The 11,993-nt window shown below is 69.9% G+C and carries 10 protein-coding genes and 1 pseudogene; 7 read left to right on the plus strand and 4 right to left on the minus strand.

The window, feature by feature from the left end; translation table 11 throughout:
* The 4 genes from HO151_RS03540 to HO151_RS03555 form a co-directional block, all read right to left on the minus strand.
* Positions 1–1,031: glycoside hydrolase family 3 protein (locus HO151_RS03540; protein WP_173894648.1), on the minus strand; the 1,031-nt coding region annotated here is incomplete at its 3' end.
* Positions 1,032–1,040: 9 nt separating this feature from the next.
* Complete coding sequence (locus HO151_RS03545; RefSeq protein ID WP_173894649.1) at positions 1,041–1,871, minus strand: carbohydrate ABC transporter permease; 831 nt, start codon at positions 1,869–1,871, stop codon at positions 1,041–1,043.
* Complete coding sequence (locus HO151_RS03550) at positions 1,868–2,875, minus strand: carbohydrate ABC transporter permease (protein ID WP_173894657.1); 1,008 nt, start codon at positions 2,873–2,875, stop codon at positions 1,868–1,870. The genes HO151_RS03545 and HO151_RS03550 overlap by 4 nt, the downstream gene beginning before the upstream one ends.
* A 104-nt stretch (positions 2,876–2,979) precedes the next feature.
* On the minus strand, positions 2,980–4,257 hold the full coding sequence (locus tag HO151_RS03555) for an extracellular solute-binding protein (protein ID WP_173894650.1): 1,278 nt from the start codon (positions 4,255–4,257) through the stop codon (positions 2,980–2,982).
* A 455-nt stretch (positions 4,258–4,712) separates the two neighbouring features.
* Between HO151_RS03555 and HO151_RS03560 the strand changes: the two genes are divergently transcribed.
* The 7 genes and pseudogenes from HO151_RS03560 to HO151_RS03590 all read left to right on the plus strand — a co-directional run.
* The gene (locus HO151_RS03560) at positions 4,713–5,477 is read left to right on the plus strand and encodes a GntR family transcriptional regulator (protein ID WP_173894651.1); all 765 of its coding nucleotides are present in this window, start codon (positions 4,713–4,715) and stop codon (positions 5,475–5,477) included.
* Positions 5,478–6,206: 729 nt separating this feature from the next.
* Complete coding sequence (locus HO151_RS03565) at positions 6,207–8,360, plus strand: carbon starvation CstA family protein (RefSeq protein ID WP_173894652.1); 2,154 nt, start codon at positions 6,207–6,209, stop codon at positions 8,358–8,360.
* Complete coding sequence (locus tag HO151_RS03570) at positions 8,332–8,532, plus strand: YbdD/YjiX family protein (RefSeq protein WP_173894653.1); 201 nt, start codon at positions 8,332–8,334, stop codon at positions 8,530–8,532. The genes HO151_RS03565 and HO151_RS03570 overlap by 29 nt, the downstream gene beginning before the upstream one ends.
* Before the next feature lie 145 nt (positions 8,533–8,677).
* Positions 8,678–8,959 (plus strand): DUF3311 domain-containing protein, encoded by a 282-nt coding sequence (locus HO151_RS03575; protein WP_173894654.1) that lies wholly within the window; start codon positions 8,678–8,680, stop codon positions 8,957–8,959.
* Positions 8,956–10,584, plus strand: a complete 1,629-nt coding sequence (gene mctP / locus HO151_RS03580) for a monocarboxylate uptake permease MctP (RefSeq protein ID WP_173894655.1) — start codon at positions 8,956–8,958, stop codon at positions 10,582–10,584. Before HO151_RS03575 ends, mctP begins: the two co-directional genes overlap by 4 nt.
* A gap of 111 nt (positions 10,585–10,695) precedes the next feature.
* Positions 10,696–11,685, plus strand: a complete 990-nt coding sequence (locus HO151_RS03585; RefSeq protein WP_173894656.1) for a nucleoside hydrolase — start codon at positions 10,696–10,698, stop codon at positions 11,683–11,685.
* A 64-nt stretch (positions 11,686–11,749) separates the two neighbouring features.
* A pseudogene (locus HO151_RS03590) lies at positions 11,750–11,993 on the plus strand (GNAT family N-acetyltransferase); the annotation flags it as partial.

Raw genomic sequence — 11,993 nt, forward strand, 5'->3', positions numbered from 1 at the left:
GCTCCCGGTGCGGTCGGGGCGGTGGCCGTCCAGGAGGCCAGGGCGCGTACCCGGGCCGCCGCGTCCGCCAGCCGTTCCTCGGGGAGTTCGCCCGTGCGGACGGCCGTGACCAGCGCGTCCCGCAGGCGCAGGACCGTCGCCTCGTCGGCCAGTCCGCCGCCCACGCAGATGGCGTCGGCGCCGGCGGCGATCGCGAGGACGCTGCCGCGTTCGATGCCGTAGGTCGCCGAGATGGCCTGCATCTCCATGCCGTCGGTGACGATCAGTCCGTCGAAGCCGAGCTCCTCGCGCAGCAGCCCGGTGAGCACGCGGCGGGAGAGGGTCGCGGGACGGTCCGGGTCGAGGGCGGGCACCAGGATGTGCGCGCTCATCACGGCCCGCGTGCCGGCCGCGACGGCGGCGCGGAACGGAGCCAGTTCGCGGGACTCCAGGAGCGGCAGTCCGGCGTCGATGCGCGGCAGCGCGTGGTGGGAGTCGACCGCCGTGTCGCCGTGCCCCGGGAAGTGCTTGGTGCAGGCGGCGACTCCGGCGGACTGGAGCCCCCGGACGTACGCGGCGGTGTGCCGGGCGACGAGGTCGGTGTCGGCGCCGAAGGACCGTACGCCGATGACGGGGTTGCCGGGGTCGGAGTTGATGTCGGCGGACGGCGCCCAGTTGAGGTTCACGCCGCAGGCGGCGAGCCGGCGGCCCAGTTCGCGGGCCACGGACTCGGTCAGGGCCACGTCGTCGACCGCGCCGAGCGCGTGGTTGCCGGGGAACGAGGACCCCGTACGCACCTCCAGGCGCGTGACGTCGCCGCCCTCCTCGTCGATGGCGACCAGGACGTCGTCGCGTTCGGCGCGCAACTGGGCCGTGAGGGCGGCGAGCTGGTCGGGCGAGGCGATGTTGCGGCCGAAGAGGCCGACCGAGGTGAGGCCTTCGCCGAGCCGCCGCAGCAGCCAGGAAGGAGCGGAGGTCCCGGTGAAGCCGGGCTGCAGGACGGCGAGGGCATCACGGGTCAGCGTGTCCGTGCCGGGGGCGATGGTGGTCATCGGGTGGCGTTATCCCTTCACGGCGCCGGAGGTCAGTCCACTGACGGCCTTGCGCTGGAGGAAGACGAAGAGGACCAGGATCGGGATGGCGAAGAGCGAGGCGGCGGCCATGGTGGCGCCCCAGTCGTCGCCGAACGTGGTCTGGAAGCTGGAGAGCCACAGCGGGAGCGTCTGCTTCTCGACGTCCTTGTTGAGGATCAGGACCAGCGGGAACTCGTTCCACGCCGTGATGAAGCCGAAGAGCGAGGTCGCCATGAGCCCAGGGGCGAGCAGCGGGAAGATGACCTTCACGAAGGCCTGCTTGCGGGTGCAGCCGTCCACCATCGCCGATTCCTCCAGCTCCTTCGGCACGGCGGCGACGTATCCGCGCAGCGTCAGGACGGTGAAGGGCAGCACCATGATCATGTAGAAGACGGTCAGCGGGACGAGGCTGTTCAGGAGGTCGGCGTCGCGCACGATCATGTAGATCGCGATGACCATGACCTCCCAGGGGGCCATCTGCGCGATCATGAACGTCAGGAGGAATCCGCGGCGTCCCTTGAAGCGCATACGGGCCAGCGCGAAGGACGCGAGCAGTGCGATGACGAGGGAGAAGACCACCGCGAGGACGGTCACCGTCAGGGAGTTGCCGACGAGCGTCCAGAAGTTGTCGGCGTCGAGCGCTTTTCGGAAGTGGTCGAAGGTGATGTCGGTCGGTACGAAGACCGGGGTGTCCGAGATGATGTCGCCGTTGGGCTTCAGCGAGGTCGCGAACATCCAGTAGACGGGGAACGCGAAGACCACGAAGAGGACGAGGGCCGTCGCGTTGGGCCACAGACGGGCCACCAGGGAGCGCTTCACAGCTCGTCCTCCTCTTGCTTGAGAACGGTACGCAGGTAGTAGGCGGTCAGGGCGAGCAGGATGAGGATCGTCAGGAACGAGATCGCCGCGCCCATGCCGTAGTGCTGGTTGCCGGGGCCCTCGACGAACGCGTAGATCGGCAGGGTCTCGGTGAGCCGGTCGGGGCCGCCCTTGTTGATGGCGAAGATCTGCGGGAACGCCTTGAACACCCAGATGACCTCCAGGAAGGTCGTCGCCCACAGGAACGGCCGCAGGAAGGGGAAGGTCACGGAGGTGAAGCTCTTCCAGGTGCCGGCCCCGTCGATGGAGGCGGCCTCGTACAGTTCCTTGGGGATGGTGGTCGTGGCGGCGTACAGGTTGATCGCCACGAACGGGATGGACTGCCAGACGATCAGCAGGGTGATCACGGAGAAGGTGGAGAGCTGGCTGCCGAACCAGTTGTAGTCGGCCATCGACGACCAGCCCGCCTTGGCGAGCAGCCAGTTGACGACGCCGAAGCGCTGGGCGAACAGCCACTGGTAGACCGTGGTCGCGGCGATCACCGGCATGGCCCAGGCCAGCACCAGGCCGAGCAGCAGCACCAGCCGCATGCGCTTGCCGAGCCGGGCGAGGAGCAGGCCGACGAGCGTACCGAGCAGCATGACGAGGACGACGTTCACCGCGGTGAAGACGACCGTGCGCTGGACGACCTTCCAGAAGTCCGGGCTGCTCAGGACGTCCGTGTAGTTGTCGATCCCCCGCCACTCGGTGAGGTGGAGGATCAGCTGGCGCGGGTTGAGGTTCTGGAACGACAGGATGCCGTTCTTGATGAGCGGCCAGCCGAGCAGGATCACCGTGGCGAGCAGGGCGGGCAGCAGGAGCAGGTACGGGGCGGAGGCGCCGCCGCGCCGGCCGGCCGGGCCCGGGCCCGTACCCGTGCCGTCGGCGGGCGGGGGTACGTCGGTCTTGCGGACGCCGGGCCCCGCGGCCTGGCCCGTGTCCGTGCGTTCGGTCTGCACTGACATGCTCGCCATCTCTTCCACCATCGGGATTCGCAGTCGGATGCGCCGGCGTGCCGGGGACGGGGGGAACCGTCACGGGGAAGGGGCCGCCCCCGGCACGGAGGTGATCAGCTGCTCTGCGCGAGCCGCTTGTTGATCTCCGCCTCGACCTGCTTGGCGGCGGCCGCGGGCGACTTCCCCTTCAGGACCGCGGTCATGTAGGACTTGATCGGGTTCGGCTCGTTCTCCACCGCGGCCCACTCGGGGATCAGCGGGGTGGTGCCGCCGGAGGACGCGGCGGGAGCGGCGGCCTCGGCCGCGGCGTTGCCCGAAAGGTTGATCTGCAGCGACTCCTTGTTGGGGATGACGCCGTTCTCCTTGGCGAGCGCGCCCTCGAACTTGTCGGACAGGGCGATCTTCAGGAACTCCTTGGCGAGCTCCTGCTTCTTGCTGCCCGCGGCGACCGCGAAGTTGGAGCCGCCGAGGAAGACGCCCTCGGGCTCGTCGGCCGTCTCACCGGGGATGGTGAAGTAGCCGATGTCCTTCTCGATCTTCTTGTTGGCCGCGATGGCCGTACCGGCCTCCCAGCCCATGCCGATGAAGGCGCCGACGTCGCCCTTGGCGAAGACCTCGGCCTGCTGCGGGGTCGCCTCGTCCTTGTCCTTGGGGGCCTTGGAGTAGGACTGGTACTGCTTGTAGAGCTCCATGGCCTTGCCGACCTTCGGGTCCGCGAGGTTGGAGACGTACTTGTCGCCTTCCTTCTTCACCAGGTCGGCGCCCTGTCCGATGGTCAGGCCACCGAAGAAGTACCAGTTCTGGCCGGGCAGGTAGAGCGGCTCGGCGTCGGTCTTCTTGTCGATGGTCTTCAGGGCGTCGAGGAACTCGGCCCGCGTCTTCGGGGTGTCCTTGATCCCTGCGTCGGCCCAGACCTTCTTGTTGTAGACCACGACGCGGTTGGCGAAGTACCACGGGGCCGCGTACTGCTTGCCGTCGAAGACCGAGGACTCGTTGAGGGTCTTGGTCCAGTCGGCGCCGATCTCCTCCTTGAGGTCCGTCAGGTCGGCGAGGCCCCCGGTGGCCGCGTAGGCGGGGGTCTGGGTGTTGCCGACCTCGATGACGTCCGGCGGGTTCTCCTCGGAGAGGGAGGTGGTGATCTTCTGCTGGATGCCGTTCCACTGCTGGGTCTCGAACTTCAGCTTGGCCTTGGTCTTCTTCTCGAAGGCGGCCTTGACGTCCTTGGTCCAGCCGGGCGGCGTGGAGCCGTCCATCGCCCAGACGGTCAGGGTCTGGCCCTCGTAACCGTCGGCGCCCGCCTTGCCGCCACCGTCACCGTCGTCGCCGCCGCAGGCAGCGACCGACATCAACATGCCCGCGACACCGACGGCCGCGATGAGCTTGCGATTCACGTCATCCTCCTCAGGGATGCCAGCAACCCCCCTGCCCACCGCGTGACTTACGACGAGTACTGCCCGTGGGGCTGGGACCTGGTCCTCAATGGTTTAGACCAGTACGGGGAGCTTGGACTAGACCTAGAGGGGTGTCAAGGGCGATGCAGCCGCTCCCGGCTGTCCGTTACGGGACCTACATATGCAGGGACCTTTCACTGCGCGGGTGGCGGGAAAGGCGACAGAACGGGCGGTGGGACGGGTGCGTTCGCGTGCAGGTCGGGGCGGTGGCGCGGGGGTCTCCCACGGCCCGTTCCGCTCACTCTGTGGACTAGACCAAAAGGGACCCCGACGGTATATAGAGGGGATCACGCAGCGTGCGGGGGGACGCCCGCACGGTGGGGCGTGCCACGATGTGAGCCGTGGCCGACGCGTACGTCGTGCCGCATCGGCACCCGGAGCCGGGAAGGCAGAGTATGAGCACCGACGTCAGCAGTGCGGAGAACGAGGGTGGGGCCCCCATCCGTACCGCGCGCGTGCCCAAGTACTACCGCCTGAAGAAGCACCTGCTCGACATGACGGACACGCTTCCGCCGGGTACGCCGGTGCCGCCCGAGCGCACGCTGGCCGCCGAGTTCGACACCTCGCGCACGACCGTGCGCCAGGCGCTCCAGGAACTGGTCGTCGAGGGGCGGCTCGAACGCATCCAGGGCAAGGGCACGTTCGTGGCCAAGCCGAAGGTGTCGCAGGCCCTGCAACTCACCTCGTACACCGAGGACATGCGGGCGCAGGGGCTGGAGCCCACCTCGCAGCTGCTGGACGTCGGGTACATCACCGCCGACGACACGCTGGCCGGGCTGCTCGACATCACCGCCGGGGGGCGGGTGCTGCGGATCGAGCGGTTGCGGCTCGCGAGCGGGGAGCCGATGGCGATCGAGACCACGCATCTGTCCGCGAAGCGGTTTCCCGCGCTGCGGCGGTCGCTGGTGAAGTACACCTCGCTGTACACGGCGTTGGCGGAGGTGTACGACGTGCATCTGGCCGAGGCGGAGGAGACGATCGAGACCTCGCTCGCCACTCCCCGGGAGGCGGGGCTGCTCGGCACGGATGTGGGGTTGCCGATGCTGATGCTGTCGCGGCACTCGCTCGACAAGGACGAGCAGCCGGTGGAGTGGGTGCGGTCGGTGTACCGGGGGGACCGGTACAAGTTCGTCGCGCGGCTGAAGAGGCCGGCGGACTGAGGGGCGGCGCGGCCGGCGGCCGGGTGGCCGGGTGGCCGGTGGCCGGTGGCCGGGTGGCCGGGGTGCGCTGCCGGGTGCGGGTCCGCGGTGGCTGGTCGCGCAGTTCCCCGCGCCCCTGAAAAGCGGCGGTCGCACGCGGCCCACGACGGACAGTCGGCCGCACCCGTGAAAAACGGCGGTCGCACGCGGCCTACGACGGACAGTCGACGCGCGCCCCTGAAAAACGGCGGCCACACGCGGCCCACGACGGACAGTCGGCCGCACCCGTGAAAAACGGCGGTCGCACGCGGCCTACGACGGACAGTCGACGCGCGCCCCTGAAAAACGGCGGCCACACGCGGCCCACGACGGACAGTCGGCCGCACCCGTGAAAAACGGCGGTCGCACGCGGCCTACGACGGACAGTCGACGCGCGCCCCTGAAAAACGGCGGCCACACGCGGCCCACGACGGACAGTCGGCCGCACCCGTGAAAAACGGCGGTCGCACGCGGCCCATGACGGACAGTCGAGGCGCGGCCCTGGACAGCGGCGGTCGCACGCGGGCCGCGGCGGGCAGTCGGGCGCGGCCCTGAAAGGCGGTGGTTGCGCGCGGCGCGAGCCGGGCAGGCGGTCGTGCGCGCCGGCGGACGGAAGTTCGGTGGGTGTACAGATGGTGGTGTTTGTGGTGTGGCGCCGGTCACCATCCTGTTCTACCGTCCTTCCGTCATCCATGGACGGGAGGACGGCCCGTGCGCACCGACAGACCCCTCAAGGCAAGCCCTCGCACCATCGTCATCTGGACCCTCGTCGCGCTGGTGAGCGCGGCCGGCTGGTCCGTGCTCGCGCTCTCGCGGGGCGAGGAGGTCTCGGCCGCCTGGATGGTGGCGGCCGCCCTCGGCTCGTACGCCATCGCCTACCGTTTCTACGCGAAGTTCATCGCCCACAAGGTGCTGAAGGTCGACGGGACCCGGGCCACCCCGGCCGAGCGGCTCAACAACGGCATCGACTTCCACCCCACCGACCGGCGCGTACTGCTCGGCCACCACTTCGCGGCGATCGCCGGCGCGGGCCCCCTGGTGGGGCCCGTGCTGGCCGCGCAGATGGGGTACCTGCCCGGCACCATCTGGATCATCGTCGGCGTGATCTTCGCGGGCGCGGTCCAGGACATGGTCGTCCTCTTCTTCTCCACCCGCCGGGACGGCAGGTCGCTGGGGCAGATGGCGCGCGAGGAGATCGGCCCGTTCGGCGGCGCGGCCGCCCTGCTCGCCGCCTTCGCCATCATGATCGTCCTGCTCGGGGTGCTCGCGCTGGTCGTCGTCAACGCGCTCGCCCAGTCGCCGTGGGGCACCTTCTCCATCGCGATGACGGTCCCGATCGCCCTGCTGATGGGCTTCTACCTGCGGGTCCTGCGGCCCGGCCGGGTCGCCGAGGTCTCCCTGATCGGCGTGGCCCTGCTGCTGTTCGCGCTGATCGCCGGACGCTGGGTCGCCGAGTCGTCCTGGGCCGGCGCCTTCACGCTGGCGCCCTCGACCCTGGTCGTCTGGCTGGTGGCGTACGGCTTCATCGCGTCGATCCTGCCGGTGTGGATGCTGCTGGCACCCCGTGACTACCTCTCCACGTTCATGAAGATCGGCACGATCGTGCTGCTCGCGCTCGGGGTCGTCATCGCGCTGCCGACGCTGCGGATGGACGGGGTGACGGACTTCGCCTCGCAGGGTGACGGACCGGTCTTCGCGGGCTCGCTCTTCCCGTTCGTCTTCATCACCATCGCCTGCGGGGCGCTCTCCGGCTTCCACTCCCTGATCTCCTCCGGCACCACGCCGAAGATGATCCAGAAGGAGACGCAGGTCCGCATGATCGGGTACGGCTCCATGCTCATGGAGTCGTCCGTGGCGGTCATGGCGCTGATCGCGGCGTCCGTCATCGACCCGGGTCTGTACTTCGCGATGAACGCGCCCGCCGGGGTCATCGGGGACACGGTCCAGAACGCCTCCCAGGTGGTGGGCGGCTGGGGCTACCAGATCTCGCCCGAGGACCTGGCCGCCGCGGCGAAGAACGTCGAGGAGTCGTCCCTGCTGTCGCGGACCGGCGGCGCGCCCACTCTCGCGGTCGGCGTCTCGGAGATCTTCTCCCAGGTCACCGGGGGCGGCCTGCGCGCGTTCTGGTACCACTTCGCGATCATGTTCGAGGCGCTGTTCATCCTGACCGCGCTCGACGCGGGCACCCGGGTGGGCCGCTTCATGCTCCAGGACACGCTGGGCAACCTCTACAAACCCTTCAGGGACGTGAGCTGGAAGCCCGGGCTCGTCATCACGAGCGGCATCGTCTGCGGTCTGTGGGGCTACTTCCTGTGGGTGGGCGTCCATGAACCGCTCGGCGGGATCAACCAGCTGTTCCCGGTCTTCGGCATCTCCAACCAGCTCCTCGCCGCCGTCGCCCTGGCGGTCTGCACGACCCTGCTGGTGAAGTCCGGCCGCCTCAAGTGGGCCTGGGTCACCGGGGTCCCCCTGCTCTGGGACGCCACGGTCACCCTGACCGCGAGCTGGCAGAAGGTCTTCTCCAGCGATCCGCGCGTCGGCTTCTTCGAGCAGCGCTCGGTCTACCAGGACGGCATCGACCGGGGTGAGGTCATCGCACCTGCGAAGAACATGGACGACATGCACACGATCGTCACGAACTCCACGGTCGACGGCGTCCTGACGGCGGTCCTGGCCCTGCTCATCGTCATCGTGATCGCGGACGCGACGAGGGTGTGCGTCCGGCACGTACGCCGTCCCGCGCTCTCCTCGCTCAGCGAGGCGCCGTACGTCGAGTCGCGGATCGTCGCTCCGGCCGGGCTGATCCCGACGGAGGAGGAGAAGAAGGAGGCACGCGATGCGGTCGGCGCTGAACCGCGCGGTTAGGGGCGTGCGCTGGTACGTGCGGGAGCTCACCGACGAGTCCGCGTACGACCGCTACGTCGCGTACCTGCGCGAGAACCGGCCCGGCGCGGAGGTGCCCTCGCGGCGGGAGTTCGAGCGGATGCGCACGGACCGCCAGGAGGCGGATCCGCGGCAGGGCTTCCGCTGCTGCTGAGGCCGGCGGCAGCCGGCGGAGGCCACCGGCGGACGGTGAACGCTCCAGCACATCCGTTATGCGGACAGGGGTTCCATAAAGCGGAACCGTCCCTTAGATTTCCTGCGCGTTGCACAGGTGATCAGTGAGGGGACGGAGCCGCCGTATGTCGAGAACGCCGGATGCGCCGAGAGCGCCCGAAGGGAAACCGCCGGTGGTGACGCCGGTCCGCGTGGTGATCGCCCTCTGTCTGGTCGCGCCGTTCGTGGCCATGCTCTGGGTGGGCTCGTACGCGAAGGTCGACCCCACCTTCATCGGCATCCCCTTCTTCTACTGGTACCAGATGCTGTGGGTGCTCCTCTCGACCGCGCTCACGATGACCGCGTACACGCTGTGGAACCGTGACCAGCGCGCCCGCAAGGCACAGAACGGGGGCACGTCCGCATGAAGGACGGCGTGAACGGCGTCGCGCTCGCCGTCTTCATCTTCTTCTTCCTGGCCGTCACGGTCATGGGCTTCCTCGCCTCGCGCTGGCGCCGGGCCGCCGATGAGCACAGCCTGGACGAGTGGGGCCTGGGCGGGCGGTCCTTCGGCACCTGGGTCACCTGGTTCCTGCTCGGCGGCGACCTCTACACGGCCTACACCTTCGTGGCGGTCCCGGCGGCCATCTACGCGGCGGGCGCGGCCGGCTTCTTCGCCGTCCCGTACACGATCCTGGTCTACCCCCTGATCTTCACCTTCCTCCCCCGCCTGTGGTCGGTGTCGCACAAGCACGGGTACGTGACGACGTCGGACTTCGTGCGGGGGCGCTTCGGCTCGAAGGGGCTGTCGCTCGCGGTCGCCGTCACCGGCATCCTGGCGACGATGCCGTACATCGCGCTGCAGCTGGTGGGCATCCAGGCCGTCCTCGACGTGATGGGCGTCGGCGGCGGCGAGGACACCAACTGGTTCGTCAAGGACCTGCCGCTGCTCCTCGCCTTCGGTGTGCTGGCCGCGTACACGTACTCGTCCGGGCTGCGGGCACCCGCTCTGATCGCGTTCGTCAAGGACACGCTGATCTACGTCGTCATCGCCGTCGCGATCATCTACATCCCGATCAAGCTGGGCGGCTTCGACGAGATCTTCGCCAAGGCGGGCGAGGCGTACGGCCAGACCAACCCGGCGACCGGCGCGCCCCGCGGCTCCCTGGCACCGAACGAGGCGGGTCAGTGGACGTACGCGACCCTCGCCCTCGGCTCGGCGCTGGCCCTGTTCATGTACCCGCACTCGATCACGGCGACGCTCTCCAGCCGCAGCCGTGAGGTGATCCGGCGCAACACCACGATCCTGCCGCTGTACTCGCTGATGCTGGGCCTGCTCGCGCTGCTCGGCTTCATGGCCATCGCGGCCGGCATCAAGGTGGACAACGGGCAGCTGGCGATCCCGCAGCTCTTCGAGACCATGTTCCCCGACTGGTTCGCGGGCGTGGCCTTCGCGGCGATCGGCATCGGCGCGCTCGTGCCGGCGGCCATTATGTCCATCGCGGCGGCGAACCTGTTCACCCGCAACATCTACAAGGACTTCATCAGGCCCGACGCGACGCCCGCCCAGGAGACCAAGGTCTCCAAGCTGGTCTCGCTCCTGGTGAAGGTGGGTGCGCTGGCCTTCGTGCTGACCATGGACAAGACGGTCGCCATCAACTTCCAGCTGCTCGGCGGCATCTGGATCCTGCAGACCTTCCCGGCCCTGGTCGGCGGTCTGTTCACCCGCTGGTTCCACCGGTGGGCGCTGCTCGCGGGCTGGGCGGTCGGCATGGTGTACGGCACGGTCGCCGCCTACGGGGTGGCCTCGCCGACCCAGAAGCACTTCGGGGGCTCGTCGAAGGAGATCCCCGGCATCGGGGAGATCGGGTACATCGGGCTGACGGCGTTCGTGCTGAACGTGCTGGTGACCGTGGCGCTGACGTTCGTCCTGCGGGCCGTGAAGGCTCCCGACGGCGTCGACGAGACCTCCGCCGAGGACTACACGGCGGACGCCGGCGACAAGGGCGTCCAGGTGGAGCTGCCGCCGGCCACGGCGGGAGCCGGGCACTAGGGTTCCCGCCCCCGCCGCTTCTCCCCTTCCCGGCCCGGCCCGGCCTCGGGTCCGGAGCCCTCGGGAAAAGGAGAGGCGGCGGGGGCGGAACACCCGCCCTACGCTGGTCGCGTGACCCCTCGCGCCCCCATCGTCCTCGACAGCGACCCCGGTATCGACGACGCCGTCGCCCTCCAGTACCTGCTCGGGACGGGGCTGTGGGACCTCAGGGCGTACACCTCGGTCGGCGGCAACCTGCCCGCCGAGCGGACCTACCGCAACGCCCGCGCCCTGGCCCGGGCCCTGCGCATCGACGCCGACGTCCCCGTCCACCGCGGCGCGGGCCGCCCGCTGACCCGCCTGCCGTACCGCCTCGCCGACGACTTCCACGGCTCCGCGGGCCTTGCCCACGAGACCCTTCCGGACTCGACCGCCGCGCATCCGTCCGAGTCCTCCGCGCAGGCGCTGCTGCGGCTGTCCCGGGAGCACGAGGGCGAACTGACCGTGTGCGCCACGGGTCCCCTCACGAACGTGGCGGTCGCGCTCCTGGAGGACCCCGCCTTCGCCCTGCGCGTACGCAAACTCGTGTTCATGGGCGGTGCCGCCCGGGTGCCCGGGAACATCACCCCGGTCGCCGAGTTCAACATGTGGGCCGACCCGGACGCCGCCGAGCTGGTCCTGTCCTCCGGCATCCCGTTCACCATGGTCGACCTGGACGCCTCGCACGGCTGGCTGTTCGGGCCCGCCGACCTCGCGGCCCTGGAGGCGGCGGGCCCCGGTACCGCGCTCGCCGCGCGGCTGCTGCGGTTCTACATGGACGCGTACCGGCGCGGCGGCGGGGACGGCACCTGCCCGCTGCACGATCCGCTCGCCGTCGGCGTGTGCGCGGACGAGTCGTTCGTGACGCTCGCGGAGGGCGCGGTCGTCGTCGAGTCCGCCACCGAACTCACCCGCGGCCAGACCGTGTTCGTGCCCCCGGCCGCCGGGCGGGTCCACTACCCCGAGTCGCCGGCCCTGACCGCGCGGATCCGGCTCACCGGCCGCGTGGCCCTGGGTCCGGGCCCGCGCGACTTCACGAAGGACTTCGTCACGACCCTGCCGCGGTGGCCCGCCGACGGCTGAACTCCGGCGGCGACCGCCGGAAACCCGGCGACCGCCACCGTCCTCCTCCGGCACACTGCCGGGCATGGACATCGTCATCGGACGGGCGGAACCCGCGGAGTACACGGCGCTGGGAGAGATCACCGCCCAGGCCTATCTCGGGGACGGGCTCCTCGACTTCGGGGAGAGCGACGAGTACCTCGGCGAGCTGCGGAACGTGGCGAAGCGCGCCGCCACGGCCGATGTACTGGTGGCCGCCGCGGCACCGGTCATCGGCCCGGCACCGGTCGTGGCCACGGCACCGGGGGCGGCCGGGGGCGGGAGCGGCG

It is taken from the genome of Streptomyces sp. 8P21H-1 (assembly GCF_013302945.1).

What these genes read in the sequence shown, in the direction of transcription:
- HO151_RS03550 (WP_173894657.1), bottom strand. Translation starts at nt 2,875, where the DNA reads ATGTCAGTGCAGACCGAACGCACGGACACGGGCCAGGCCGCGGGGCCC.
- HO151_RS03560 (WP_173894651.1), top strand. Translation starts at nt 4,713, where the DNA reads ATGAGCACCGACGTCAGCAGTGCGGAGAACGAGGGTGGGGCCCCCATC.
- HO151_RS03575 (WP_173894654.1), top strand. Translation starts at nt 8,678, where the DNA reads ATGTCGAGAACGCCGGATGCGCCGAGAGCGCCCGAAGGGAAACCGCCG.
- mctP (WP_173894655.1), top strand. Translation starts at nt 8,956, where the DNA reads ATGAAGGACGGCGTGAACGGCGTCGCGCTCGCCGTCTTCATCTTCTTC.
- HO151_RS03570 (WP_173894653.1), top strand. Translation starts at nt 8,332, where the DNA reads ATGCGGTCGGCGCTGAACCGCGCGGTTAGGGGCGTGCGCTGGTACGTG.